The sequence below is a fragment of the Enterobacter cloacae complex sp. 302F9 genome (genome assembly GCF_050030335.1).
GTDB classification, from domain to species: Bacteria; Pseudomonadota; Gammaproteobacteria; order Enterobacterales; family Enterobacteriaceae; genus Enterobacter; species Enterobacter hormaechei_C.
The window spans coordinates 3013442-3039490 of the sequence record NZ_JBLGUC010000001.1; the positions used below are offsets into that span (position 1 = coordinate 3013442).

At 56.2% G+C, this 26049-nt stretch carries 22 protein-coding genes; 1 reads left to right on the top strand and 21 read right to left on the bottom strand.

Annotated features, from left to right (window positions below; all coding sequences use genetic code 11):
* Positions 1 to 11 precede the first annotated feature (11 nt).
* The 19 genes from wcaL to ACQG0T_RS14755 form a co-directional block, all read right to left on the bottom strand.
* The gene (wcaL, locus tag ACQG0T_RS14665; RefSeq protein ID WP_017383280.1) at positions 12 to 1232 is read right to left on the bottom strand and encodes a colanic acid biosynthesis glycosyltransferase WcaL; all 1221 of its coding nucleotides are present in this window, start codon (positions 1230 to 1232) and stop codon (positions 12 to 14) included.
* Entirely contained in the window at positions 1229 to 2509 is a 1281-nt protein-coding gene (wcaK, locus tag ACQG0T_RS14670; RefSeq protein WP_006811234.1) for a colanic acid biosynthesis pyruvyl transferase WcaK, read from the bottom strand. The genes wcaL and wcaK overlap by 4 nt, the downstream gene beginning before the upstream one ends.
* Positions 2510 to 2524: 15 nt before the next feature.
* On the bottom strand, positions 2525 to 4003 hold the full coding sequence (gene wzxC, locus ACQG0T_RS14675; RefSeq protein WP_015572379.1) for a colanic acid undecaprenyl disphosphate flippase WzxC: 1479 nt from the start codon (positions 4001 to 4003) through the stop codon (positions 2525 to 2527).
* Between the two features lies 1 nt (position 4004).
* Positions 4005 to 5399, bottom strand: coding sequence for an undecaprenyl-phosphate glucose phosphotransferase (gene wcaJ / locus ACQG0T_RS14680; protein ID WP_003863525.1), 1395 nt, complete (start codon positions 5397 to 5399; stop codon positions 4005 to 4007).
* A gap of 88 nt (positions 5400 to 5487) precedes the next feature.
* Positions 5488 to 6858, bottom strand: coding sequence for a colanic acid biosynthesis phosphomannomutase CpsG (cpsG, locus tag ACQG0T_RS14685; RefSeq protein ID WP_017383277.1), 1371 nt, complete (start codon positions 6856 to 6858; stop codon positions 5488 to 5490).
* Between the two features lie 109 nt (positions 6859 to 6967).
* Positions 6968 to 8404 (bottom strand): mannose-1-phosphate guanyltransferase, encoded by a 1437-nt coding sequence (gene cpsB, locus ACQG0T_RS14690; protein WP_017383276.1) that lies wholly within the window; start codon positions 8402 to 8404, stop codon positions 6968 to 6970.
* Positions 8405 to 8407: 3 nt separating this feature from the next.
* On the bottom strand, positions 8408 to 9631 hold the full coding sequence (gene wcaI, locus ACQG0T_RS14695; protein WP_022651482.1) for a colanic acid biosynthesis fucosyltransferase WcaI: 1224 nt from the start codon (positions 9629 to 9631) through the stop codon (positions 8408 to 8410).
* On the bottom strand, positions 9628 to 10107 hold the full coding sequence (locus ACQG0T_RS14700) for a GDP-mannose mannosyl hydrolase (RefSeq protein WP_003863519.1): 480 nt from the start codon (positions 10105 to 10107) through the stop codon (positions 9628 to 9630). Before ACQG0T_RS14700 ends, wcaI begins: the two co-directional genes overlap by 4 nt.
* 2 nt (positions 10108 to 10109) lie before the next feature.
* Positions 10110 to 11075 carry a GDP-L-fucose synthase gene (fcl, locus tag ACQG0T_RS14705; RefSeq protein WP_032671736.1) on the bottom strand — a complete coding sequence of 322 codons (966 nt, stop codon included), beginning with the start codon at positions 11073 to 11075 and terminating at the stop codon, positions 10110 to 10112.
* 2 nt (positions 11076 to 11077) lie between these two features.
* Entirely contained in the window at positions 11078 to 12199 is a 1122-nt protein-coding gene (gene gmd / locus ACQG0T_RS14710; RefSeq protein WP_003863514.1) for a GDP-mannose 4,6-dehydratase, read from the bottom strand.
* Positions 12200 to 12220: 21 nt separating this feature from the next.
* Positions 12221 to 12775: a colanic acid biosynthesis acetyltransferase WcaF gene (wcaF, locus tag ACQG0T_RS14715; protein ID WP_252051190.1), complete on the bottom strand. Its 555-nt coding sequence runs from the start codon at positions 12773 to 12775 to the stop codon at positions 12221 to 12223.
* Positions 12776 to 12791: 16 nt separating this feature from the next.
* Entirely contained in the window at positions 12792 to 13538 is a 747-nt protein-coding gene (gene wcaE / locus ACQG0T_RS14720; RefSeq protein WP_271040352.1) for a colanic acid biosynthesis glycosyltransferase WcaE, read from the bottom strand.
* 16 nt (positions 13539 to 13554) lie between these two features.
* Positions 13555 to 14775 carry a colanic acid polymerase WcaD gene (wcaD, locus tag ACQG0T_RS14725; protein ID WP_015572375.1) on the bottom strand — a complete coding sequence of 407 codons (1221 nt, stop codon included), beginning with the start codon at positions 14773 to 14775 and terminating at the stop codon, positions 13555 to 13557.
* On the bottom strand, positions 14750 to 15967 hold the full coding sequence (gene wcaC, locus ACQG0T_RS14730) for a colanic acid biosynthesis glycosyltransferase WcaC (RefSeq protein ID WP_017383273.1): 1218 nt from the start codon (positions 15965 to 15967) through the stop codon (positions 14750 to 14752). Before wcaC ends, wcaD begins: the two co-directional genes overlap by 26 nt.
* Positions 15964 to 16455 carry a colanic acid biosynthesis acetyltransferase WcaB gene (gene wcaB / locus ACQG0T_RS14735; protein ID WP_003863505.1) on the bottom strand — a complete coding sequence of 164 codons (492 nt, stop codon included), beginning with the start codon at positions 16453 to 16455 and terminating at the stop codon, positions 15964 to 15966. Before wcaB ends, wcaC begins: the two co-directional genes overlap by 4 nt.
* Positions 16455 to 17297 carry a colanic acid biosynthesis glycosyltransferase WcaA gene (wcaA, locus tag ACQG0T_RS14740; protein WP_017383272.1) on the bottom strand — a complete coding sequence of 281 codons (843 nt, stop codon included), beginning with the start codon at positions 17295 to 17297 and terminating at the stop codon, positions 16455 to 16457. The genes wcaB and wcaA overlap by 1 nt, the downstream gene beginning before the upstream one ends.
* Before the next feature lie 110 nt (positions 17298 to 17407).
* On the bottom strand, positions 17408 to 19570 hold the full coding sequence (gene wzc, locus ACQG0T_RS14745) for a tyrosine-protein kinase Wzc (protein ID WP_015572374.1): 2163 nt from the start codon (positions 19568 to 19570) through the stop codon (positions 17408 to 17410).
* Positions 19571 to 19572: 2 nt separating this feature from the next.
* Complete coding sequence (gene wzb, locus ACQG0T_RS14750; RefSeq protein WP_003862078.1) at positions 19573 to 20016, bottom strand: low molecular weight protein-tyrosine-phosphatase Wzb; 444 nt, start codon at positions 20014 to 20016, stop codon at positions 19573 to 19575.
* Positions 20017 to 20022: 6 nt separating this feature from the next.
* On the bottom strand, positions 20023 to 21159 hold the full coding sequence (locus tag ACQG0T_RS14755; protein ID WP_003862079.1) for a polysaccharide export protein: 1137 nt from the start codon (positions 21157 to 21159) through the stop codon (positions 20023 to 20025).
* Between the two features lie 693 nt (positions 21160 to 21852).
* Here ACQG0T_RS14755 and ACQG0T_RS14760 point away from each other — a divergent pair.
* Positions 21853 to 23436, top strand: a complete 1584-nt coding sequence (locus ACQG0T_RS14760) for a TerC family protein (RefSeq protein ID WP_015572372.1) — start codon at positions 21853 to 21855, stop codon at positions 23434 to 23436.
* Positions 23437 to 23526: 90 nt separating this feature from the next.
* Here the strand turns inward: ACQG0T_RS14760 and asmA are convergent, their stop codons facing one another.
* The gene (gene asmA, locus ACQG0T_RS14765; protein ID WP_032103510.1) at positions 23527 to 25377 is read right to left on the bottom strand and encodes an outer membrane assembly protein AsmA; all 1851 of its coding nucleotides are present in this window, start codon (positions 25375 to 25377) and stop codon (positions 23527 to 23529) included.
* A 23-nt stretch (positions 25378 to 25400) separates the two neighbouring features.
* Entirely contained in the window at positions 25401 to 25982 is a 582-nt protein-coding gene (gene dcd, locus ACQG0T_RS14770) for a dCTP deaminase (RefSeq protein WP_006811250.1), read from the bottom strand.
* Between the last annotated feature and the right edge of the window lie 67 nt (positions 25983 to 26049).

Below are 26049 nucleotides of genomic sequence, written 5' to 3' on the forward strand. Positions count from 1 at the left end.
CAACCTCAGCGTTACAGCGTTTGCAGCAGGCTCGCTAACTGGCGATTAATCACCTGCTGATTGAATTCTGCTTCAACTTTTTGCCGCGCATTTTGCAGCACAGGGATCAGCGTCTGCTGATCGATATCGCTGAACGCGGCCAGACGATCCGCCAGCGCCAGCGCATTGTTTTCAGGGACCAGCCAGCCGGAATGCTCAGAGGTGATCAGCTCCGGGATCCCGCTGTGCAGGGTCGAGACCACCGGAATGCCGACCGCCATCGCCTCCATCAGCGCCACGGGAATACCTTCCATATCGCCGTCGGCGCCGGTTACGGAAGGCAGCAGGAACACATCCGCGTCATCAAGCATGGCTTTCACTTCGTGGCTCGGCTTGAAGCCCGGCATCTCGACCACGTCTTCCAGCTGATACTGTTCAATCAGCGTGCGCAGGCGACGCTCCCACGGCCCGATACCCAGGATGCGGTAGTGGAAGTCCACTCCGCGCGCCTTCAGCTGACGACAGGCTTCGATGGCTACGTGTAGCCCTTTCTTTTCGGTCAGGCGGGCAACAGAGATAATTTGCAGCGGCTTGCCCGGCACCTTGACCGGTCGCTGGGTGAAGCGTTCCATGTCCACGCCCATGCGTGAAACGGTGATTTTCTCGCTCGGGCACCCCATGGTTTTCAGGCGTCCGGCCCACAGGTTGCTTATCGGCAGCATCATGTCGCCGCGGCGAAACAGCTGCTGATATTCCGGCGTGTAGTGGTTCAGTACTTCCCGGCTGGAGATGTCGATACCGTGGAAAATGGTTGCGATTTTGCCGTCAATCACCCCCAGCTCACGCAGTTTTGCCGCAGTGACGCCCGCCGGGCCAAAGTGGGCGATAAAGACATCGGCCCGGTACGGCTGGGCCGTTTGCCCGCAAATGGCGGAAAGGATCAGGTTGCGGGCCTCCGCCCCATAGCGCGACATATTCAGCGCCCGCCACGTCGAGGCGCGATGAAGGCCGCGCAGCGTCTGGCTGGCGCGATGGCGCAGTTTGTTCATTCGTCCGGTGGGTTCATCCTGCAACCAGCGGGTTTTCGCCTCCAGCCCATACCGGGTATACGCCGCATGGGTATTTTGCGTATCGCCCTTTTGCAGGGCGATAATCTCCACGTCATACCCCATATCGATAAACGCGGTGATTTGGTTCAGCACAAAGGTTTCAGACGACAGCGGAAATTTCAGTAAGAAGAAACCAACCTTCATTTCCCCTCCCGGACGCGGTCGAGTACGGATTTCACCATGCCAATACCTTTTTCGCGTTCGGCTTTTACCGCCACCGCCAGACGTTCGTTGATCGCAGGCAGCTGGCCGAGCGTGTCGCCCACCATCGCCCCCAGAGATCCGTCCAGCAGATGACGAATATCGACGGCCATTTCCGGCATACCGAGCTGCTGCATAATGCCCGCGGACTTGTGTTCGTAGTTAATGGCGATGGCTGGCGTGCCGAAGTTCATCGAGATAATGGCCGAGTGCAGACGCGTGCCCACGGTCAGGTCACAGGCGGAGAGCAGCTTGCCCATCTCAAGGTCGTTCAGCTCGTCCATCACCACGTGATAGCGGGACGGGTCGTTCACCAGGTTGCGCAGGTTGAGCGCCACCATACGGTCATCTTTGTTGTAGCTGTCGATACCGGTACAGGTGGAAAGCGCCAGCACCTGGTAACCGCTGTCCAGCACGCGGTTCACCACGTCGGCAAAGGCTTTCTCGTACGCCGCCTGGGTCGTGCCGAGGCGTTTATCGAACGGAGCAAGTTCACGCAGGGTAATGGCGACGGTTTTCTGCTTTGCCGCCACGTCCAGCCAGTGCTGTACCGCGTAGCTGGCCTGGAAACTGTCATCCTGATGATCCACCAGCCAGGCGGTGTCCACACCGTGCTCCACTTTGGTGGTGTCGATTTCACTGCGTTTCATCATGTCGAGGCTGACCGATTCACGCAGGATCAGCGCGTCGCAGTGGCCGAAGACATAGTTCGCCAGCTGGTTAAACTGCGGATCCTGGAATGGCCCGACGCTGTGGCCGATCATAAACAGCGGTTTTTTCGCCATGAAGGTGCAGAGTGCATGCTCAAACTGTGGCACGCCGTAGAGATCGACGAAGAATGAACCGCCCACCTGAATAATGGCGTCATAGCCGGACAGCAGACGAACAAAATCGGTAAAACCCTGCGCGATGGCGATGTTGCGCAGCTTGCCGGTGTCGGTCACGCGAGAAAGCAGCACCTGATGCTGGTAGCGGCGACGCAGCACTTTCTTCACTCGCCCCATCACGCCCGCGGCGTTGTTGTGCTGTTTCATCTGGCTGTAGAGCGGGTCGCCCATCACCGGGCGGTTCAGTAACCAGGATGAGCTGACCGGATAACGGCTCATCACATCCACTTCTGTCTCAGGCTTAAGGGTGTTAATTGCATCCAGTAAACCGCGCAGGATGGCGCTGTCGCCACGGTTGCCGCAGGTATGGTTGCCAAGAATAAGTAATTTCATAATGGCCTCGTAAAATTAGCCTGCGCGAAGCAGCGTTTTCATTTTTTCGTTACGGCAAAACTGGCGCTTCATCTCGACCACCAGCGCATTGCGTGACAGCACAATCATCACGGCGAACGCCAGCGCGCCTGCCGCGACCTGCACCGCAAGCAGCGCCGCCAGCGGCAGATGCCCGTTGAGCACCACGCCCAGGCCGTAGCTCACCGCAAGCGTCGGTAAGGAGAGATAGAACGGCAGCCACAGGCTGAGGATGTACTGACGGTAGCTGGAGCCCAGCACCGGTTTGATCATCACAAAGTAGCTCAGCACGGTATTGACGATTTGCACCAGCAGGAAGCCGAGCGTCACGCCAATGGCGCCCGCCATGTGGCCGCCCACAATAATTGCCGGAATAAACAGGAAGGTTTTAAACACGTTGAACTTGAAGCTGATATCCACGCGCGCCTTCGCCATTAGCAGAGAACCAATCGGGTTCCCCACCGAGCGCAGCAGCCCCACGACGCACAGCAGTTGCAGGATCGGGATGATGCTGTTCCACTTCTCGCCAAACACCAGCGGTACGAAATTGCTGGCGACCACCATCAGCCCCAGCAGGACCGGGAAGTTGATGATCCCCACGACGGAGAGCAGCTTGTAAAAGTTCACGCGCAGCTTTTCGGTATCGTCCTGAATTTTGGCGAACGCCGGGAACAGCACGCGGGTAATGATAGGGTTGAGCTTCATCGGCGGGACAACCGCGACGTTATACGCCAGGTTGTAGCCACCCGCGACGCTCGCGCCCAGAATGCGCGCCAGCACCAGCGTGGAGAGGTTAGTATTCACGTAGTTGATAATGCTGTCTGCCGTCAGCCACGCGCCGAAGCGCAGGTTGGATGAAACAGACGCCAGCGAAAAATGCAGCCCCGGGCGATAAATCTTACGGCCAAAGAAGCCAAACAGCAGCGTGCGCACGGCAGAGTTAACCAGGTAGCCGAGGATGGCGGTCATCGCCAGCGGCCAGAAATGGGCGCTGACCACGGTGAAGGTAAAGCCCGCCAGCACGGCGCTGGTTTCAATCATGCCGATTTTGTTGAACTCCAGCTCCTTCTGCATCAGCGCGCGGAACTGCTGCCCGTGCGGGATCACCACGAAAGCGAACGACAGGGTGCGCATCAGCGGCGCCAGGTCCGGGTTATGCAGCACGCCGGCGATCACATCGCTCAGCAGGAACACCAGCACAAAAACGAAGATACCCAGCCCGACGTTCAGCCAGTAGAGCGTGGTCAGCTCCAGATGGCTGATCTCTTTGCGCTGGATAATGGAGTTGGCGATACCAAAGTCCGACAGCGTATCGGCCAGGGCGATAATCACCAGCGAGACGGTCAGCAGACCAAACTGGTGATTATCGATAATGCGCGCCAGCACCGTCATCTGCACCAGGCCGAGGCCAATGATGACGATGGTGGCCATGGCTGACCATTTCGCGCCGCTGATGGTTTTTTCTCGTAAGCTCATCTTAGTACGCCGCTTTGTTCACGAAACCTTTGAAAATGGTCAGAAAAACAATCTTGATATCGAACCAGAGGCTCCACTCGCGGATGTACTCCAGATCGAACTCGATACGTTTTTCCATTTTTTCCAGCGTGTCGGTCTCGCCGCGCCAGCCGTTGATCTGCGCCCAGCCGGTGATGCCAGGCTTCACCTTATGGCGCAGCATGTAGCCTTCAATCAGGGTACGGTACTGCTCGTTATGGGCCACGGCGTGAGGACGAGGCCCGACGATGGACATCCCGCCGGTGAACACGTTGATGAACTGCGGCAGCTCATCGAGCGAGGTACGGCGCAGGAAGTTGCCCACGCGGGTGACGCGCGGATCGTTCTGCGTCGCCTGGGTCACCACCTTGTCGTTCTCCATCACCTTCATGGAGCGGAATTTCCACACCATGATCGGCTTACCGTCCATGCCGTAGCGGGTCTGACGGAAGATGATCGGCCCCGGCGAGCTGAGCTTCACCGCCAGCGCAATGCAGCACAGCACCGGGGAGATGAGCAGCAGGATCAGGGACGAAAGGACGATATCTTCAACGCGCTTCAGCACGCGGTTAATCCCCGACAGCGGCGTGTCGTACAGTGGAACAACCGGTACCCCGTTCACCTCTTCAATACGGGAGTGGAGAATATTGAAGGTGAAGACATCCGGGATGAGGATCACCGAGCAGGTGGTATCCGCCAGCTCGCGCATCAGTTTCTTGATGCGGGATTCATCTTTCATCTGCATGGCGATGTAGACGTTATGAATTTTGCCGGCTTTCGCATCGTCAATAAGCTGTTCGTAGTTACCTGCCCAGTCGGACGGCACGCCGCCGGGCTTCGCGTCGTGATAAATCCCGACCACTTCAAAACCTAACCACGGCTCTTTGCGGAAGCTGTCGAGCAACACCTGTCCCACCGGCAGGTCGCCCGCTACAGCAACGAAGCGACGGTTATACCCGCGGTTGCGCAGCCAGCCCGCGCCAAAGCGGATCAGCGAGCGGCAGACCACCATGCCAATGCTGGTTAACAGATACCAGCAGAGATAGGTCACAAGACGGTTATCAAAATCATGGCTGAACGCCACCAGGCCTGCGCTGAAAATCAGGCTTAAGGTCCAGTTCTGGAGCAGCAGCATCAGTTCGGTGGTCATTTTGACGCCGCGCCATGAACGATAGAAATCGGTCATGCCGCCGATCATCTGAAACACCACCAGCGCAATCAACGCCATCAGCAAGTGCATGTATAAGAACGACTGCCCGCTGACCCAACACACCGCCCACAGTCCGCCGACCATGATGGTGATATCAGAAAAACGCTGCACCATAGAGATTAACGATGCATTCGTTCTCGCTCGTTCGCGCTTTTTTAGGTTTGTCATCGTTGTTCCTTTAGTTCTAAACCTTACCCCTCACCCTAACCCTCTCCCCTTTGGGGAGAGGGTTAGGGTGAGGGGTAAGGTTTTCTTTTTACTGATTCAACAGCGCCAGAATGTCCTTCGTTCGGGCTTCCATCAGCGCGGTATCGGCGCGGGACTCCACGTTCAGGCGCACTACCGGCTCGGTGTTGGAGGAGCGCAGGTTGAAGCGCCACTGCGGGAACGCCATGCTGATACCGTCGGTACGGTCAATCTCCAGCGCATGAATGGCAAAGTGGTGCTCTACGCGGGCAATGGCCTCAGCGGGCTGCGCCAGTTTGCTGTTGATCTCGCCGCTCGCCGGAAACGCCGCCATGCGGTCACGCACCAGTTCGCCCAGGCTCTTCCCTTTCAGGCACAGCAGCTCAGTCACCAGCAGCCACGGGATCATCCCACTGTCGCAGTAGGCAAAATCACGGAAATAGTGGTGGGCGCTCATCTCGCCGCCGTAGATGGCGTCTTCCTCACGCATACGCTCTTTGATAAACGCGTGGCCAGTTTTGGACATCACCGGCTCGCCGCCCGCGGCCTTCACCACGTCGACGGTGTTCCAGGAAAGACGCGGATCGTGAATGATCTTCGCCCCCGGGTTTTTCTCGAGGAACGCTTCCGCCAGCAGGCCAACGATGTAGTAGCCTTCGATAAACTGCCCTTTCTCGTCGAACAGGAAGCAGCGGTCGAAATCGCCGTCAAAGGCGATACCCATATCGGCGCCGTGCTCAATCACCGCGTTGCGGGTGTCGTCGCGGCACTCCGGCAGCAGCGGGTTAGGAATACCGTTCGGGAAGTTGCCGTCAGGCGTGTTGTGCACTTTGACGAAGGTCACCGGCACGTTCAGCGCCTTAAAGCGGGCTTCAAGTGCATCGACAACCGGGCCTGCCGCGCCGTTGCCGGAGTTAATCACCAGCTTCAGCGGTTTGAGGTTCGCCACGTTGATGTAGCCCAGCAGGTGGTCGATGTACTCTTTTTGCAGGTTAATCTGCTTATAGCTGCCGCGTCTGGCTTCATTCACCGGCGGGAAGTCGTTGGCCTCGGCCAGACGCTGCACGTCACGCAGGCCGGTGTCGCCGCTGATAGGACGCGCGCCCTTGCGCACCAGCTTCATGCCGTTGTAGTCCATCGGGTTATGGCTGGCCGTCACTTCGATACCGCCGTCCACGCCCAGGTGGAAGGTGGCAAAATAGATCTCTTCGGTACCGGAAAGGCCAATGTCCAGCACGTCGACGCCCGCGTCCTGTAGCCCTTTCGCCAGCGCCAGCTTCAGGGATTCGCTTGTCAGACGCACGTCGCCGCCCAGCACGATAGTTTTTGGTTTCAGGTATTCGCCGTACGCGCGGCCGATGCGCCACGCAATGTCTTCGTTCAGCTCTTCGCCCAGCTTGCCGCGAATATCGTAGGCTTTAAAACAGGTTAATTTTTCCATGATGACCCCTTTTTCAGGCAACAGTTGGCCCTGACCATGTAATGGCCAAATTTATTTTTGTCATTCGTAGGCCCGGTAAGCGCTGCGCCACCGGGCATGATGCGGAGTGCTACACGCGCCCGTAGCGATCCTGGAAGCGGATGATGTCGTCCTCTTCCAGATAGGAGCCGGAACGCACCTCAATTAAGTCGAGCGGAATTTTCCCCGGGTTTTCCAGACAGTGCGTGGCGCCCAGCGGAATATAAATGGACTCGTTTTCACCGAGCAGCTTCACTTCACCGTCGATGGTCACTTTGGCGGTCCCCGCCACCACCACCCAGTGTTCGGCGCGGTGATGGTGCATCTGCACCGACAGCCCTTCTCCCGGCTTCACGGTGATGCGTTTCACCTGATAACGCTCGCCAGCGTCGATGGAGTCATATTTGCCCCACGGGCGGTAAACTTCACGGTGAATATGGTGTTCGTGGCGGCCATCGGCCTTGATCTTCTCCACCACTTTTTTAACGTCCTGCACGGCATTACGGTCGGCAATCAGCACCGCGTCTTTGGTCTGCACGACCACCAGATCCTTCACCCCTACCGTAGTGACGAGGCCAGATTCGGCGTAGACGTAGCTGTTTTCCGTTTTGTGGCTGATCACATCCCCGTGATGGACGTTACCCTCCGGGGTATGCGCGCTAATCTCCCACAATGACGACCAGGAGCCGACGTCGCTCCAGCCCGCATCCATCGGTACCACTACCGCATCTGCCGTACGTTCCATCACCGCATAGTCAATGGACTCTTCCGGACAGGCGAGGAAGGCTTCTTCGTCCACGCGGATAAAATCGAGATCCGGATCCACCACCGCCATCGCTTTTTCGCAGGCGCGTAAGATATCCGGGCGATATTTTTCCAGCTCTTCCAGGTAGCGACCGGCGCGGAACAGGAACATACCGCTGTTCCAGTAGTATTCCCCGCTGGCGACGTACGCCTGCGCGGTTTCCAGATTCGGTTTTTCGACAAACTGCGCCACGTCAAAGGCCACGCTGTCGCCTTCACCAGGCGTAACGCTGCCGCGGCGAATGTAGCCATAGCCGGTTTCCGGGAGATCCGGCACGATGCCGAAGGTCACCAGCTTGCCGTTCTCAGCGTAAGGAATCGCGGCGCGTACCGCATCGCGGAAGGCCTCTTCCTGCTGGATGACGTGGTCAGCCGCCAGCACCAGCATCAGCGGGTCGCAGTCCGGGCTGCTGCGTTTTGCCGCCAGCGCCGCGAGGGCAATGGCAGGCGCCGTGTTGCGTCCGGCAGGCTCCAGAATGATATTTTCGGTCAGTTTGTTCAGCTGGCGCAGCTGCTCGGCAACGATAAAGCGGTGCTGTTCGTTACAGATCACCACCGGGCTTTCACACTCCACGCCGTGCAGACGGTTAACCGTCGTTTGCAGCATGGTGAGGTCGCCTTTCAGGCACAGGAATTGTTTTGGATAAAGCACGCGGGACAGTGGCCACAACCGGCTCCCGGATCCACCCGCCATTACGACCGGATACAAAGTGGTTTGACTCATGATTTATCCCCGTATATCTGCAATAAATTGGCTCAGCACGTTCTCTTTCTCGAGCGTGCGTTCGGCATATTCACGTGCCACCGTGTTCTCTTTTGGCATGGCGAGTGCCTGCTCAATTCCGGTCACCAGCGCAGGAACCGATTCCGGCTCCACGCAAACGGCAATGCCCGGGTAGCTGTTGCACAGCTGGCCTAATTCTGTTGCGGCTTCTGCCGTAATCACCGCGTTTCCGCCCACTGCCAGAATGTTGGTCAGCTTGGACGGCAGCACCGCATCCGCCGCGCCGCGTTTTTGCACCACCAGATGGCAATCCGCCATTTTCAGCAGCGCGGGCAGCGCGTCATAAGACTGAAGCGGGAAGAAGCGGATGTTGGTCAGTCCGCGCTCGCTGGCCATTTTTTCCAGTCGCGCTTTACCGCCGCCCTGCCCGACTATCACGAACATCCACGGGTGTTCGCTCAGCTGAAGCGCGGCGTCAATCACGCTCTCCAGCCCCTGTTTTTCGCCGATGTTGCCTGAGTAAAGAATGATTTTTTGCTCAGCAGGCAACCCGAGCTGCGCGCGTAACGCCTGCGCATCCTGGTCTGTCACATCGCGGAAGCGCGCCACTTCGGACCAGTTCGGAAAGAAGATCACTTTTTCCGCCGGGACGCCCTTCTCCTGCGCCTTGTTCATCATCGAGCGCGAAATGGTCGAGACGTAATCCACGTTGTGCAGGCCGCTGCGCTCAAAGGCGCTGGCGAGCTTCGCCACCTTGCCGCCCTTGCCTTTCCCGGCCATCCCCAGCCCGAGCATGGCGTCCACTTCATAATCCTGAATGTGCAGCAGGGTGCGCGCGCCGGAGAGTTTGCCCAGCAGGCGCATGCCTGGCGTACAGAACAGCGTCGGCACCACGCCGATGATGCGATCCGGCTTCCAGCGACGCTGCGCCATCAGCGGGAAGAAACTGCTCAGGGCAAAGCTGCCCAGATGAATTAAACGTTTCAGCGTCGAGGGCTGTTTCGGCACGTAGAGCGGGCAGCGCCAGACGGTCGCGGCGCCCTCTTCGCGGCGGTAGCGCCAGCTGGAATAGCGTTCGCCTACCTTCCACTCCGGGTAATACGGCGGGGCAGTAATCACCCGCACGTCATGTCCCTGGCTCGCCATCCACTCGACCATCTCGCCGGTGTATTTCCCGATACCGGTAAGCTCCGGCGAGTAGTTAATTCCGTAGACGAGGATTTTCATAGACCTGGCACCTCGGCCTGACGTTCCGCAAGGAAGTACGCCCGACTGTTGTCATGGACGTTGTCGCTTGCCAGCAGCGCCTCTGGCGTTAACCAGCGGTAATCGTCATGCTGAGAATCAGGCAGACGCAGGTCTGCCTCACTCACCTTCAGGCGGAACCCCAGCACGACGTAGTGCGTGGTGAACCCGGTGCCTGAAAAGTTATCGTCATAGAAGTGCTGCCAGACCCCGTAAAACTGGCCCGCTGCCATCGGCAGTTGCAGGCCCAGTTCCGCCAGAGTGAGACGCTCAAACGCATCGGTAAGCGTCTCATCCTTCTGCACGCGCCCGCCGGGCACGAACCAGAAGCCCTGTGCAGGACGATTGGTTCGTTTCCCCAGCAAGAACTCGCCGCGTTCGTTCTCCACGATCAAATCAATTGAGATCAGCGGAGTGGAACGCACTACCGTGGCAAAATCTTCCTGACTTAAAAACATCATTACCCCCGGAAGCGGTGCTGGTTTTCCAGGAACCACTGGTAGGTGCTGGCCAGCCCCTGCTCCAGTGAGACCTCGTGATACCAGCCCAGCTGATGCAGACGGGTCACGTCCAGCAGCTTGCGCGGCGTGCCGTCCGGTTTGGTGGCGTCAAACACCACGCGTCCTTTGTAGCCCACCACCTGCGCGATGGTCTGCGCCAGCTCGCGAATGGTGCAGTCCACGCCGGTCCCGACGTTAATGTGCGACAGCATCGGCTCGGTGTTTTCCTGCCACACCTCGCGATCCAGCTCCATGACGTGAATGCTGGCCGCCGCCATGTCGTCCACGTGCAGGAACTCACGCATTGGCGTACCGCTGCCCCACACCACCACGTCCGGGGCGTTTTCGGCAGTCGCCTCGTGGAAACGACGCAGCAGCGCCGGGATCACGTGCGAATTGCTCGGGTGGAAGTTGTCGTGCGGTCCGTACAGGTTGGTCGGCATCACCGAGCGATAGTCGCGGTTATACTGACGGTTGTAGGATTCACACAGCTTGATCCCGGCAATTTTGGCAATCGCATACGGCTCGTTGGTGGCTTCAAGCGTGCCCTGCAACAGTTCGCTCTCGGCGATCGGCTGCTTCGCCATTTTCGGGTAGATACAGGATGAGCCGAGGAACAGCAGCTTATTCACGTTGTGCAGATGCGCCGCGTGAATGATGTTGCTCTCAATCATCATGTTCTCGTAGATGAAATCCGCCGGGTAGGTGTTGTTAGCGACAATGCCGCCCACCTTCGCCGCCGCCAGATACACCTGGTCGATACGTTCGCTGGCGAAGAAGTCCTGCACCGCAAGGCTATCAAGCAGGTTCAGCTCGTCGCGGGTGCGAACAATCACCTCAACGTCGCCGCGCTGTTCCAGCTGGCGGACAATCGCGGAACCCACCATTCCGCGATGACCGGCGACAAAAATACGTTGTTTTGTCATTCTCAGGACTCCAGCGCGATGGCAACCTCGTAGCCATGAGACTTGAGCAGGGAGTGTTTTTTCGCTGCTTCAAGATCTTTGGCCACCATCTCGGATACCATTTCTTGCAGGGTGGTTTCGGGTTTCCAGCCCAGTTTCTCGTGCGCTTTGGTTGGGTCGCCCAGCAGGGTTTCCACTTCAGCAGGACGGAAGTAACGCGGATCAACCTGGACAATCACGTCGCCTGGCTTCACGCCCGGTGCGTCGTGGCCGGTCACGGAAACAACGATACCCTTCTCTTCCACGCCGGTGCCTTCGAAGCGCAGCTTAATGCCCAGCTGTGCCGCAGCCATCTCAACGAACTGACGTACGGAGTACTGCACGCCGGTCGCGATCACGAAGTCTTCTGGCTGTTCCTGCTGCAACATCATCCACTGCATTTTCACGTAGTCTTTCGCATGGCCCCAGTCACGCAGGGAATCCATGTTGCCGAGGTGCAGGCAAGACTCCAGGCCCTGAGCGATGTTGGCGATCGCGCGGGTGATTTTGCGGGTCACGAAGGTTTCGCCGCGACGCGGAGATTCGTGGTTGAACAGAATGCCGTTACAGGCGTACATGCCGTAGGATTCACGGTAGTTCACGGTGATCCAGTAAGCGTACAGTTTCGCCACAGCGTACGGAGAACGCGGGTAGAACGGCGTGGTCTCTTTCTGCGGAATTTCCTGCACCAGACCGTACAGCTCAGAGGTAGATGCCTGGTAGAAGCGGGTTTTCTTCTCAAGACCAAGGAAGCGAATCGCTTCCAGCAGACGCAGCGTACCCATCGCATCCACGTCAGCGGTGTACTCCGGGGACTCGAAGGAAACCGCAACGTGGCTCATTGCCCCCAGGTTGTACACTTCGTCCGGCTGTACTTCTTGCAGGATGCGGGTCAGGTTGGAGGTATCGGTCAGGTCGCCGTAGTGCAGATGGAATTTCGGGTTTGCCGCATGCGGATCCTGGTAAATGTGATCGACACGCTCGGTGTTGAATGAAGAGGCACGACGCTTAATACCGTGAACTTCATACCCTTTTTCCAGCAGCAATTCTGCCAGGTAAGAACCATCTTGTCCGGTAACGCCGGTGATGAGAGCGACTTTAGACATGTTTATATTCCTCTGTACTTATCAAAGTTTTTCAGTTTCAACGCGTTCGCGTATCACCACTGCGGGGTTGCCACGGCAAATTTTATTTGCCGGAAGCGATTTAAAAACGCTGCTGCGGGCACCGACTACCGTGCCATCGCCAACAGAAACACCAGGTGCAACAAAGACATCTGTTGCCAGCCAGCATTTTTCACCAATCACAATTGGCGAAGCGGTAATATCAAAATGCGGGCTCATAAAAACGTGGCTGCCGGTGCACAAATAACACTTCTGTGAAACCACCGAATTTGCGCCAATCGTAATCTCGCCAAGGGTATATAACACCGCGTCATCCCCAACCCAGGCGTAATCCCCAAGCGTTAATTTCCAGGGATAAGTAATTTTCACCGAAGGTCGAATGACTACGTTTTTTCCTATTTTTGCGCCAAACAGACGCAGTAAAAATGCGCGCCAGCGGTACAGTATTTGCGGCGACCAGGCAAATAACGTTGCCTGTACAGCCCACCACAGTTGAACTTTAATACCGCTCCCGCCCCGAAAACCTTTCGGCACGGAGAATCCATTTAATTCCTGCATTACGTTTCCTTATATCTCAGGCTTTGTTATATAAGGCTTTCGCTTTACCCGTCGTTTTCAGACGTAAGAAATAAGATAATTCCGCCCAGAACCCCGGCACGCGTAATATTTTACGCTGCACGTTTTTGGCATCCTGGCACAGTTCCAGATTATTCGAGGTTGACACGCCACCCATTGAAAATTCAGATACCAGTCCTTTAATTCGACGGAACGGGTAGCCAGATTTGTACAGGCTGGCGGCCAGGGCATAATCTGATGACACTTTATAGCGCAAATCGTAAGGCTGTTTTTTCAGGCCGCTCATTGGGAAGAAAATAGCCTGATGGCTGGCCGGCAGGCTGTGGTAGATATACCAGACTGGTTTCGCGCCGCGCAGCACTTTTTTCCCCTCGCCGAAATCAAGCAGCGCATCACCAATAAACATGGCATCTTCTTTCTGGCGCGCCAGTTGACGGGCAAACAGCGCCACATCTTCATGGAACACATCGCCGGAATTGAGGAAGATCGCGTAACGCCCCTGCGCCATGTTGATGCCTTTATTCATGGCATCGTAAATACCTTTATCTTTCTCGCTGATGTAACGTAAGTTGAACTCACCGTTGAGTTTTTCCAGGAACTCCGCCGTGCCGTCGTTCGAGCCGCCATCGACCACGATCCACTCAAAGGTGAGGCTCGGATCGCGCGCCAGGTTGCGCAGCGAGCGCCAGGTTTTTACCACCCCTTCGTAGTTACGAAAGGCGACAGTAATGACGCTAAGAAACATAAATCACCTCATTTCGTCATACGCTCGTAATATTCAGCGCTTTGCGCAAAATAAACGGACATACAATTAAGAATGCATATTCCGGGCTAAATATTGACCCGGTAAAAAACAACGACACCGGTGTGAACAGATAAAGTTGCACGCGAAAGTTCTGGTTATCACCAAACGCGTTAATCATCATTTTGAAAACTTTAAACAGATACCACAGTGTCAACAGTACGGCGAACCAGGAAAAATAGATAATTAACAGATACAGACCATTGTCTATGGTTTTACCGACATCCGCACCGTTAAAGATTCCGAATGATGCAACATATTCGTAAAGTGAGCCGAATCTTACTACGCCATCAATATGGGTTAAGGAATAACCCACCATCACCAGTGGACCAATGATGCGATAATAGGACGACGAACCTTCCGTTCCCAAATCACCCAGACGTTCAGAAATGTACGGAAACGCAAATATTACGCCCACTAAAAATACCGTCAGAGAGATTATCGCCAGCGGCAGTTTTTTCTTAATCGCCTCTTTGTTCAGGTACTGGAACGCCCACTCCAGCAGGTAAAACAGAATAAACGTCATTACCCCGGAGAACGACCCTGATAGAACGATTCCTGCAAGAATCATAGCATCGGTCTTGGGGGTTTTGATACCGAACTGTTTGATGCTGAGCCAAATTGAGATTAATGCCAGAGCAAAAAACGCCGGTTCAAAATAGAGCGCGGTTGTACGCTTGCCACCAAACTTAATGAAGTTCAGTACATAGCTGTTACTGTATATAAGATATTTCGAAATTATTTCCATCAGGCTGCTGCCGCCTGTGAGAATAATTTGCGCCATCTCCATTGCCGCAAGCACAACAATCAGCCCGACGACAATATAAAAGAACCTGAGGATTTTCCTATAATTGTGCGGAGAAATAGTTTTAAAGCGAATACTCCACACCATGCCAATAATGATAACGATATAAACAAACAGCATGGTGGAGGTGACATATTTGCTGGCGTCCAGCGACTGACCAAAGATGTAGTTAAACGCCGTCAGACCAAACCCGATGCCCAGTGAAATCATCAGCTTTTTGAGGTTAAGCTTGTCAACGTAAAGCAACAGCAGAACCGGCAGGAAGGTGACGATAGTGATCGGGAAGCTTTCACCGAGCTGGGCAATCTTAACGTTGACCAGCAGGTAGATCAGCGGCAGCAGCAGATAACTACAGATTCTGATAGAACGAGACATACTCCTCCAGCATCTGTTGTCCACTGTACGCTTTGCGGCTACGGTTGCGGAACGATTCCAGGTCCGTGCCAAAAACAGCCTGCGCGATATCGGCCTTCGACAACTGCACCAGCGGCAGCACCTCATTTTCACTGAAGGTTTTACCGCCCGATTTCTCCAGCACTTCCCGCGCGGCGTCGCTGTGGGTGGCAATCACCGGTACGCCGATGGAGAGCGCTTCGCACAGGATCAGCGGGTAGTTGTCCACGCGGGAGCTGAACACCAGCGCGTCCATACCGTTCAGCGCGCTCATCAGTTTGCGCTTGTCGGTTTCAAACCCGTGGTTCACCACGTTAGCGCCATCAAACGGCGAGAATTTGCCAAAGGTATGCAGCTCAATTTTGTCGCCGAGCGCCATCATGTCGCGCACCAGCTGCTGGTTGGTTTTGCCGTCGTAGCGCAGGTCATGGGCGACGACCGCAATTTTCGGCCTACCGGGGGTAACGGCTACGGGCGTCAGTTCGGCCAGGATCGCTTCCGTTGCCACATCAATACCGTTGTTAATGATCTGGCAGCGCCCTGCTCCGTACAGGCTATTAAAAGCGTCCGCCACGTGCTGGCTTGGGGAGATAAAGGTGCAGCCGAGCGAGAGCATATCGCGGAACAGCTGACGCTTACCCTCAACCAGCTGATGCGCGCGATCGACCTTCACAGGCGGGTAGTTGCTGAGCGTAGGGCATTTCTGGCAGTTATCTTTCCAGCCTTCGCAGCCGTCGGTAAAGGCGCAACGTCCGGTCACGCTCCAGTGGTCGTGCAGCGTCCAGACAAATCGGGTATCCGGCTTGTGCGCCTTCACCTTGCCACAAAACGCCACCACCTCCTCCAGATTCAGCCAGTAGCTGTGCAGCACGTGGAAGTGCAGCACAACCGGGCCGCGAGTGCGGGTGACGGTGCGGTAGAGATTATTCAGGTTGCCGAACAGGTCGCGGTTAAACAGGCGGAACAGCGCAATATTGGCGATGGAGGTCAGACGTGGCGTCTGCTTCAGCACCTGCGGATAGTTATCATGGCTGACGCTTTTCTTGCCGCCTTTACCGTAACCGTAAACAAAGCGCGACTGGAGTCCTTTTTGCAGCGCGCGCTGGTGCAGATCCAGCGCTACGCCTGCCGCCCCGCCCTCTGCGAGGCGTACGTTAAATTGCAGAATGTTCATTTAATCACCTTCACGCGGGCTTTCTCGCCCACCACCAGCGCGTTGTCCGGAATGCTGTCCAGCACCACGCTGCCTGCGCCAATTGTCACGTTATTGCCCACGGTAATGTCCCCGATCATCACCACGTTGGCGCCCAGCTCGACGTTATTGCCAATCACCGGGCAGGCCAGGCTGTCTGGCCCGCGGTTGCCGATTGTCACCCCGTGGCGAATGGTGAAATCATCACCCGCGACGACGAACTTGTTGATGACCACCGCATAGCCGTGATGAATGGTAAAGCGGCGGCCAATGGTGGCAGCGGCCTGAATTTCATAGCCAAAAAAGCATTCGGTGATGATGCGGTACAGCACCAGCACCGGCGCGGCCCAGATATTGTTCAGCACATTTTTTTTGCGCCACACCGAGCAAAAGTGCGCAATACGGTAGGCCAGAACCATGCAGCACGGGCGCAGGCTCCAGCTGTTAGCGCGACAATCTTCCAGAAACATTATTTCCCCCGAAGCCCGTCAGCCAGACGCTTGCCGTTACGTACCGACAGCAGCGTCAGCAGCGTGCGCCAGTTCATGCGCTTATTACGGATCTGATACAGGGTGAAGAGCTGATACTTCCGGCTGGCACGGTCAAACTTGTCCTTGTGCTTGCGGTAAAAATGGAAGTAGCCCGAGAATTTCTTCGGCGACGATGTGATTTGCATCTCCCCGTGATTGATGTGCAGGATCTGCGTGGCCTCTTCCACCTTCCACGGCTCGCCGTACTCCACCACCATCCGCAGGAAGATGTCGTAATCCTGCGCGGCCTTCAGCTCGGTATCGAACAGGCACTCCTTAAAGCGCCATGCCCAGGTAAACACCTGATTGCCGATAATGTTGCGCTTGTAGAACAGGCGGCGGGAATACGGTGATTTCGGATACAGCGGCAGGCTGGCCGGCTGCGAATAGACCTCGCCCTGGCAGACATAGTCGTTGGCATACAGGAACGCGTGGGTCACCAGCTGCGCTTTGTGCGACAGGAAGATCGACAGACGGTTTGGCGTCCATTCGTCATCGTCGTCGATACCGGTCAGATACTGCCCTTTCGCCTGCATAATCGCCTGGTTGCGCACCGCACACGCCCCGGAGTTGATGGCGTTGTGGGTGTACACCACGCGCGGGTCGTTCAGGTCTTCAACAAACTTTTGCAGTTGTTCGTAAGAGGAGGAACAGTCATCCACGATAATCAGTTCCCAGTTATCGTAATCCTGACGCAGGACCGATTTAATCGCGCGGATCGCCAGCTGCTGACGATTCCATGTCGGCATATAGATAGAAATCAAAGGGCGTTGTGTGGTCATGGTCTTCCCCTTATCCCTCACCCCGACCCTCTCCCGGAGGGAGAGGGAGAAAAGCTGCACCATGCAGTCCTCTCTCCCCCCTGGGGAGAGGGTTAGGATGAGGGGGATTATTATTTACTGTCAGACTTGTATTCGTACTCGTAGTAGCCGTAATCCTGATACCCGGTCGCGCGGCGGAAGATGGAGTTCAGAATGACCCCCTTCACCTCAATACCGTTCTGCTCAAAGCGGCTCAGGCTGGTTTCCACTTCCTTCAGGGTGTTAACCGCATAGCGTGCGACCATCAGCGTGGTGCCCGCATGACGCCCTACCACGGCAGCGTCGGTGACCGCCAGAATTGGTGGGGTATCGATCAGCACCAGGTCATAGTTTTTGCTCGCCCACTCAATCAGCTGCGTGAAGCGCTCGCTCATCAGCAGTTCAGACGGGTTCGGCGGCACCTGGCCACGCGGGATCAGGTCAAATTTCGGAATCGACGTCGGCTTGGCGCTCTCGCTGATTTCCCCTTTACCGAGCAGGATTTCCGACAGACCGTTAACGTTGTTGGTCCCCAGCAGCTCATGGGTGTAGCCCTTACGCATATCGCAGTCGATCAACAGCACGCGCTTGTTGGTCTGGCTCACCACCGCCGCCAGGTTGGCGCAGACGAAGGTTTTACCGATTGACGGGCTGACACCGGTCATCATCAGGACGTTGTTTTTGGCCTGCATCATGGCGAAGTGGAGGCTGGTACGCAGGCTGCGCACCGCTTCAATCGCCAGGTCAGTCGGGTTACCCACGGCCAGCAGCTGGCTCTGTTTGTAACGCTTGACGCCCTTAACGGTTTTCACGCTGTCACGGGACTTCTGCCACTCTGAAAGCGGGATGCTGGCGTACACGCTGATCCCGTTCTCTTCCAGCACCTGCGGGCTTTCGATACCGCGGTTGAACAGCGAGCGCAGCAGCACGCCGACAATGGAAAGCATCAGGCCGAGAATAATGCTGCCGAGGATAATCAGCGCTTTCTTCGGCTTCAGCACGCCCGGCTGGGTAATCGCCGGGTCAACGATACGCACGTCGCCGACGGTGCTGGCTTCGGTGATTTTCAGCTCCTGCTGTTTGTTCAGCAGCTGCATGTAAACCTGCTGGCCGGATTCCACATCACGCGTCAGGCGTACAATTTCCTGCTGCGTCTTCGGCATCGCGGTCACGCGGTCATTCAGCTTCGCCTTCTCTTCTTCCAGGGTACGACGTTTCTCCAGCAGCGTGCGGTACGCCGGGTGACGTTTGGTATAGAGCTTGGAAATCTCCGCCTCTTTGAAGGTCAGCTCGTTCAGCTGCGCATCAATATTCACCATGGAGTCGAGAACCGATTTCGCCTCCAGCGGCAGATCGACGGAATCCTTGTCCTGACGGTACGCGTTCAGCTTGTTCTCAGCGTCATCCAGACGGGCGCGCACCTCCGGCAGCTGTTTACTGAGAAACGCCAGGCTTTTTGCAGCTTCCGCTGACTTACGCTCAACGTTCTGCTCCAGATAGTTGCGGGTGATGCTATTGAGGATGTCGCGAATTTGATCCTTGTCTTCACCGGTGAAGGTCATGCTCAGGACGCCGGTGTCCTTGCCGTTTTCGGTGACGGTCAGGTTGTTTTGCAGGTTGTTGATCATCCCGAGCGTCGAGAATTTGGTGACCGTAAACTCCCCGCCCTCATGTGCCTGAATTGCGCTGACCTTGATGCTGACGCCCTCTTTAGTCAGCATCTGCCCCACCTCACCGCGTGCGCTGAAGCCCGCGTCGCTGGTCAGCTGATACTGTTTTGGTCCCAGCACGGTCAGGGTAAAGGTTTGGTCCCCTGCCCCTTTTGGGATCACGAAGTCGGTCACTTTTACCGTATCGTTACTGCGCCCCATCAGGCGATCCCAGCCTGCGCCAAATACCGGGAAGGTGTTTTTGGTGACCGCGATATCCAGCCCCAGATCGTGAACCGTTTTGCCCAGTACCAGGCGCGACTGGATCAGCTGAATTTCGGCTTCCGATGCCGGCGGCTTGTTGGCCAGCGCCGAGCCGATATCCTGAACCAGCGAGTTTCCGGTATTTTGTTCGATCTGCACCAGCGCGTCGGCGCTGTAAATAGGCGTCGCGAACAGCGTATAAACGATCGCCGCCACGGCAAAGATAGCGGTAATACCCAGCACCCACCATTTCGCTTCAATAACGGTCCCGACCAGGCGACCGATATCGATTTCATCACTGCCCGACGTCGGGGCGGCAGAAGGTCTTGTTTTTTCTGTCATTGTTATCCCTGCTGAGCTTTCAGTGCCTGCGCCCACTGACGGGCAGACTGGTCTAGTAAGGTGTATACCGCCTCAAAGGCCTCGCGGCTCTTGCGATACGGATCGGGAATTTCGCGCTCACCATCCCAGTGACCAAACAGCATCACCTTGCCGCGCATCTCCGGTGCGATATCGCACAGCGCGTGAATGTGGCGTTTTTCCATCGCGAGGATCAGGTCATATTCCCGGCACATCCGGCCAGAGACCTGACGGGCAACGTGCCCGTCGAGTGAGAGGTTATGCTCAAGGGCAACGCTTGCGGCACGTTCGTCGGCACCTTTCCCGACCAGCGCGCCCAGCCCTGCGGAGTCGACCGTTAACGCAGGCTGGTAATTTTTCAACAGCCTTTCAGCCGTGGGGGAACGGCAAATGTTCCCCACGCACACCACCAGAATTTTGTTAAACATCGCGGCTTACCAGTTATGAACGTCGCTCGCCGTATCCGTCATGTAGCGAACGCCACTGATGGTAGGCAGCAACTGGTTGATCAGACGGTTCCAGCGGGCAACCGGCGCGGTGGTGACATAGACCACATCGTACGGCTGGAGACGGAACGACGTTGCCATGACCAGGGACGTCGCGTCGGACATATCCAGCTGGTAGATGTTGGCAATCTTGCCCTTCGCGTTTTCGCCTTTGATAGGACGGATCACGAAGATACCGCTGGCGTTGGAGGCGGTCAGATCGATGCCTTCCGCATTGCCCAGCGCTTCGGTCAGGGTCATACCGCTGAAGTCCATCTTGAGGGTGCTCTGTTTCTTCACTTCACCCATCACGAACACTTTCAGATCGTCGTTGCGCGGCACGTACAGAATATCGCCCGGATAAAGGAGGCGGTTCTGGGTCAGGTCACCGTTTTGCATCAGCGCCTGAAGCGAAATGCGCTGCTCTTTGCCGTTGTGGGTCAGCACCACGTTGCGCCAGTCAGCGCCGTCGGTTAAGCCGCCTGCGGCATTGATCGCATCGAGAACGGTGAGCGGGACGTTGGTGATCGCCTGCTGGCCGGATTTATTGACCTGGCCAGAGATATAGGCTTTCTGGGATCGGAACGCGGCGATATTAACGTCCACCTGCGGGTCAGCAATGTACTGCGCCAGGCGGCCGGTAATATCACTACGGATCTCAGCAAGCGTTTTGCCCGCGACGTGCACTTTGCCAATGTAGGGATAGAACATGGTGCCATCGGACTGTACCCAGTTACCGGTGTCGCTTGAGCTGCGGTACTGGCCCGCAGGCGTGGTCAGTTCAGGGTGATCCCAGACGGTCACGTTAATGACGTCACCCGGACCCACGCGATACTGGTAAGAGGCAATTTCCTGGTCCAGAGACATATTTGGCTGAGCAACATTTGGACGTGGGCGTAATTGTTCCACCAGACGTGGGGTTAATGGATACACATTCACCATTTTGTCGAGATCAAAATCAGCATCCTGCTGTTTAATCACATCCTTGCCCATTGTCGACATATTGCTGCCGGGAAAGACCGTGCAACCACTCATCAAGGTCACAGACACCAATAATGGCATCAATTTCATTTTGGATTTCATCATTGATTATTTATCACTTTGGCAGAGTAATTATCCTGTGCAATTAAAATAAGCGCGGGTCGTGGTGACAATCAGAATGCAGTTAATCATTTAGCAATATAACTGGCATCAGTCCTAAAAAAAGCTTATTCATCCATTGGCTATTGACAGAATAATTGAGGCTGATTCACACGCTTTCAGGCACGCTACCGCCCTTGGCTTTCAGTTACCAATCCACTGACTAAACAATGCGTTATGGTTAGACACCCTCTTGGATAAGGCCTTTTGCGAAATATATCAAACGCCTCACAGGGGCGATTGATAATGTATAACCTTCACCAAAGACCGAAACAAAAATAGCAACAAGGAGATTTAACATTTGATGCTGGAAGAATTGTTGCAGCTAACCTAATAGCAGGCAAGGAGACAACCGTCCTAATATTCGTTTTTAAGATTAATATTAAGAGCAAAGTTTTAAGGTTTTCGGATTTTCTTTATATTGACAAAATAGATCGCCGGACCATTTATTGCGATATTTCCTAAATATCGACTTGTGTAATTAAATCTTCGCAATTAACTTATTTACACCGCCCGGCAAATGGGGTTTACCAGAGTGTAGCATTAAGAGAAATCTCACCCCGGCATTGCAATTTCCGTCGGCTTTATCCATGATCGAAGTGTGACATTAGTCATATAACAGAAGGTATTGCATTTATTATGGAATGGATTGCCGATCCATCAATCTGGGCCGGGCTGGTGACGCTGGTCGTCATCGAATTAGTGCTCGGCATTGATAACCTGGTGTTTATCGCCATCCTTGCCGATAAATTACCCCCTTCACAACGCGACCGCGCCCGCGTGACGGGTCTTCTGCTCGCCATGGTGATGCGTCTGCTGTTACTGGCCTCAATCTCCTGGCTGGTGACGCTGACCAAACCCTTATTCAGCGTGCAGGGTCTGAGCTTTAGCGCCCGCGACCTGATCATGCTTTTCGGCGGATTGTTCCTGCTGTTCAAAGCCACGGTTGAGCTTAATGAGCGGCTGGAAGGAAAAGACAGTGAAAACCCCACCCAGCGACGCGGTGCAAAATTCTGGCCGGTGGTCGCGCAGATAGTGGTGCTGGATGCCGTCTTTTCTCTCGACTCCGTGATCACGGCCGTCGGGATGGTTGACCATCTGGCGGTGATGATGGCCGCCGTGATCATCGCCATCACCCTGATGGTGCTCGCCAGCAAAGCCCTGACGCGCTTTGTGAACAGTCACCCGACTATCGTCATCCTCTGTCTGAGCTTCCTGCTGATGATTGGCTTTAGCCTGGTGGCGGATGGTTTTGGCTTCCATATCCCGAAAGGGTATCTGTACGCCGCCATTGGTTTCTCGGTGCTGATTGAGTTTCTCAACCAGCTAGCCATTTTCAACCGTCGCCGTTTTCTCTCCGCGAACCAGACATTACGACAGCGCACCGCAGATACGGTGATGCGCCTGCTGAGCGGCAAAAAAGAGGATGCCGAGCTGGATGCTGAATCCGCGGCGATGCTTGCCGACCACAGCGACGGGCAGATCTTCAACCCGCAGGAACGCCGGATGATAGAGCGCGTGCTTAACCTCAACCAGCGCTCGGTGAGCAGTATCATGACCTCCCGCCATGACATTGAGCATATTGACCTGACGGCGCCGGAAGAGCAGATCCGCGCCCTGCTGGATAAAAACCAGCACACCCGCGTGGTCGTGACCGGCGGTGAAGAGGAAGAAGAGCTGCTGGGCGTGGTACACGTGATTGACCTCCTGCAACAGCAGCTCCATGGCGAGCCGCTCAACCTGCGGGCGCTGGTGCGCCAGCCGCTGGTCTTCCCGGAAGCGCTGCCGCTGCTCTCCGCGCTGGAGCAGTTCCGCAACGCTCGTACCCACTTCGCGTTTGTCGTTGATGAGTTTGGTTCTGTGGAAGGGCTGGTAACGCTCAGCGACGTGATGGAAACCATCGCTGGTAATCTGCCTAATGAGGTGGATGAGATCGATGCGCGTCACGATATTCAGAAAAACGCCGACGGCAGCTGGACCGCCAACGGCCATATGCCGCTCGAAGATCTGGTGCAGTTCGTTCCGCTTCCGCTGGATGAGAAGCGCGAATACCACACCATCGCCGGTTTGCTGATGGAATATCTGCAACGTATTCCGCAGCCGGGCGAAGAGGTCCAGGTGGGGGATTACATGATCAAAACCTTGCAGGTAGAGAGCCATCGCGTGCAGAAGGTGCAGCTGATACCGCTGCGCGGTGAAGATGAGATGGATTTTGAGGTGTAAAAAAGCCGGGTGGCGCTTCGCTTACCCGGCCTACGGTGTCTGGCTTTTATAGGCCGGGTAAGACAAAGCCGCCACCCGGCACAACAGGCATCACAGCTTATCGAGCAGCTTTTTCACGTCCTTACCTGACTGAGACTCTTTATTGCGGTCCGCCCAGTCATTCAGCCGACGTTTCGCTTCATCCTGAAGGTGCTTCCGCAGGATCTGATCGACCTGCAAACTGTAATTCAACTCCTGCCATTTTCCGTACACGCGCAGCGGTATCGGCGTCTCTTTCAGGAACTCCACAAGCTGGCCTTCGCCTTCCCAGCCAGCCTTCACGCGGACGTTGAAGCGGGTGTCTGCCGTCTCTTTCACCAGATCCAGCGCGCCGGTTCCGGTCAGCGCCAGCAGTGACGAAGTCCCCTGCATGTCGTCCAGCGAGAGCTGACCGTTGTCGAGGGCAAGCTCGCTGGTAAAGCTGTCCAGACGGGTTGCGCTGTCGTAGTTTTCATTCGCTTTCACGCTGCTGCTGCGCTCTACCGCCTGCTGCACCAGCTGCTGGAAGTTCAGCCCTTCCATGCGCGAATCTTTCAGCTCAACGTGCGCCTGCCCCTGCCAGCTACGACGGAAAGCGTCCGCATCAATCTTCGTACCAGAGAAATCCCCTGCCAGCGACAGCTGCCCCGTGAGGGCAATCGGGTAATTAAAGGCTTTCAGGATGGTGCCAATCTCAACGTTTTCCAGACGCGGCTGGAACGCGGCGCTGGCAACGTCTTTGCGTACATCCAGCGAGCCCGGCAGGGAGAGGTTCCCTGCTCCCATTTTTCCGCTGAGCTCGGAGATGACCAGCAGGCCGTTGTGGTTGAACATCTGGCTGCTGACGTCAGTAAAATCAATCCCACGCCAGCGCACGCTGTTCGCTTTCAGCAGAATGTCGGCGGTAAATCCGCGCAGGCCGTTGTAGTCAGGCTGATCGAGATTTGAGGAGATCACCGGACGCGACTGCGTGACCTGGCTTTGCCCCACCTGTGTGGCTCCCTCATCGGTCGCGTTCACCGATTGGGGCGGAAGCAGGTTCTCGAGGTTCAGCTTGTCGAATTGCAGATCCAGCACCCACTTAGGTTTCTCATCAAGCGTGACGCTCGCCTGCCCCTTCAGGGCACTGTCGTTGGCCTGGAGGTTGAGCGCGTTCAGTTCGAGCTGTTTGCGCTCTTCATGCCACACCGCCTGCATCGTGCCCTGGCCGGCAATCCCCTTCGCGGGTAAATCCGCGCCGGTCAGCTGCCAGTTAAGCTGCTGAACGTCCGCCGTCAGCTGGTGCGGATAATCAGAGGCGTTCACGTTCGCGTTCATCGACAGGTTGAGATCGCGCTGATTGCGGTTGATCCGCCCGGAGAACTCCATGGTGGCGTGATGGTTGGCGTCCTGCTCCATCCTGAGGTTGATATTGCGTACGGTGATCTGTTCGTCATCTTCATGCTGGAAAACCAGCACGCTGTCGGCAACTTTCAGATTACCAATATCGAACGACCAGCCGGTGTCAGACGGGACGTCAGGCAAGGTGTTTTCACGCGGTGCGACCGGAGCATCCGCCTGACGAACGGCTTCGGTTTGCGGCGTAAGCTGAATCACCGCCCCTTTCAGCATCACCTGTTCTACCTGGAGCTGATGGGATAACAGCGGGATGAGCGCGACATCAAGACGCATGTTATCCGCCGTGACCAGCGGCTGCGCGGCACCCGGCGCGGTGAGGGACATACGTCCGGAGAGAATGCTGAGCTGAGGCCAGACGTGCCAGCGCAGCGGCCCGTCCAGCTTGAGTTCATACCCGCTGCGCGCTTCCACCTGCCGCACCATGTAGGCCCGGAAGTCATTCGGGTTAACCAGCAGCACCAACGCTGAAAGGCCAGCCACCAGCACCACCAGCAAAATCATCAGCGTTGTCAGAACTCTTCTCATGGCTTCCTCAGTGAACTCACAGATCAGTCTTTATCGATACGACTGGCAACCGCACCCTGCTGGTCGCGATATTTTGCGTCCTGACGGCGGTTATAAGGACGGTCTGCCGGGCCGGTTAGCGGTTCAAAGCTCAACGCACCAATCATCATTCCCGGGCGAAGCGCCAGCGGCAGTTTACCGGCGTTAAAGAACTCCAGCACGATACGGCCAGACCAGCCCGGATCGATACGGTGCGCGGTGACGTGCACCATCAGGCCCAGACGCGCCAGGGAAGAGCGTCCGTCAAGCCAGCCGACCAGGTCCGCAGGCAGCGTGACCGATTCAAAGGTCACCGCCAGCGCCAGTTCGCCAGGATGGAGATAAAACGCCTCTCCTTCTTCGATGACGATTTCGTCGCTCATGACGCGATCCAGCGCCGCACTGACTTCGTCTTTCGGCCCGCTGAGGTCGATAAACGGTGCCGTGTGGCCGCTGAAGGTGCGGAATTTATTCCCCAGACGCACATCGACGGTCACGCCGTTAATACGCTCAACCGGCGGACGCGGGGTGATAGACAGGCGGCCTTCATCCAGCCAGGCTTCTATATCGCGGTCACAAAGACGCATGGCACTTTCTCCTTTCGTGCATCGCGCCCTGAAGCCTTACGGCGTCAGGGCAAAACCAGGTTATCTC

Excerpts from the sequence above, each read along its gene's own strand:
- wcaL (WP_017383280.1), bottom strand. The coding sequence starts at position 1,232 with ATGAAGGTTGGTTTCTTCTTACTGAAATTTCCGCTGTCGTCTGAAACC.
- wcaK (WP_006811234.1), bottom strand. The coding sequence starts at position 2,509 with ATGAAATTACTTATTCTTGGCAACCATACCTGCGGCAACCGTGGCGAC.
- wzxC (WP_015572379.1), bottom strand. The coding sequence starts at position 4,003 with ATGAGCTTACGAGAAAAAACCATCAGCGGCGCGAAATGGTCAGCCATG.
- wcaJ (WP_003863525.1), bottom strand. The coding sequence starts at position 5,399 with ATGACAAACCTAAAAAAGCGCGAACGAGCGAGAACGAATGCATCGTTA.
- cpsG (WP_017383277.1), bottom strand. The coding sequence starts at position 6,858 with ATGGAAAAATTAACCTGTTTTAAAGCCTACGATATTCGCGGCAAGCTG.
- cpsB (WP_017383276.1), bottom strand. The coding sequence starts at position 8,404 with ATGAGTCAAACCACTTTGTATCCGGTCGTAATGGCGGGTGGATCCGGG.
- wcaI (WP_022651482.1), bottom strand. The coding sequence starts at position 9,631 with ATGAAAATCCTCGTCTACGGAATTAACTACTCGCCGGAGCTTACCGGT.
- ACQG0T_RS14700 (WP_003863519.1), bottom strand. The coding sequence starts at position 10,107 with ATGTTTTTAAGTCAGGAAGATTTTGCCACGGTAGTGCGTTCCACTCCG.
- fcl (WP_032671736.1), bottom strand. The coding sequence starts at position 11,075 with ATGACAAAACAACGTATTTTTGTCGCCGGTCATCGCGGAATGGTGGGT.
- gmd (WP_003863514.1), bottom strand. The coding sequence starts at position 12,199 with ATGTCTAAAGTCGCTCTCATCACCGGCGTTACCGGACAAGATGGTTCT.
- wcaF (WP_252051190.1), bottom strand. The coding sequence starts at position 12,775 with ATGCAGGAATTAAATGGATTCTCCGTGCCGAAAGGTTTTCGGGGCGGG.
- wcaE (WP_271040352.1), bottom strand. The coding sequence starts at position 13,538 with ATGTTTCTTAGCGTCATTACTGTCGCCTTTCGTAACTACGAAGGGGTG.
- wcaD (WP_015572375.1), bottom strand. The coding sequence starts at position 14,775 with ATGTCTCGTTCTATCAGAATCTGTAGTTATCTGCTGCTGCCGCTGATC.
- wcaC (WP_017383273.1), bottom strand. The coding sequence starts at position 15,967 with ATGAACATTCTGCAATTTAACGTACGCCTCGCAGAGGGCGGGGCGGCA.
- wcaB (WP_003863505.1), bottom strand. The coding sequence starts at position 16,455 with ATGTTTCTGGAAGATTGTCGCGCTAACAGCTGGAGCCTGCGCCCGTGC.
- wcaA (WP_017383272.1), bottom strand. The coding sequence starts at position 17,297 with ATGACCACACAACGCCCTTTGATTTCTATCTATATGCCGACATGGAAT.
- wzc (WP_015572374.1), bottom strand. The coding sequence starts at position 19,570 with ATGACAGAAAAAACAAGACCTTCTGCCGCCCCGACGTCGGGCAGTGAT.
- wzb (WP_003862078.1), bottom strand. The coding sequence starts at position 20,016 with ATGTTTAACAAAATTCTGGTGGTGTGCGTGGGGAACATTTGCCGTTCC.
- ACQG0T_RS14755 (WP_003862079.1), bottom strand. The coding sequence starts at position 21,159 with ATGATGAAATCCAAAATGAAATTGATGCCATTATTGGTGTCTGTGACC.
- ACQG0T_RS14760 (WP_015572372.1), top strand. The coding sequence starts at position 21,853 with ATGGAATGGATTGCCGATCCATCAATCTGGGCCGGGCTGGTGACGCTG.
- asmA (WP_032103510.1), bottom strand. The coding sequence starts at position 25,377 with ATGAGAAGAGTTCTGACAACGCTGATGATTTTGCTGGTGGTGCTGGTG.
- dcd (WP_006811250.1), bottom strand. The coding sequence starts at position 25,982 with ATGCGTCTTTGTGACCGCGATATAGAAGCCTGGCTGGATGAAGGCCGC.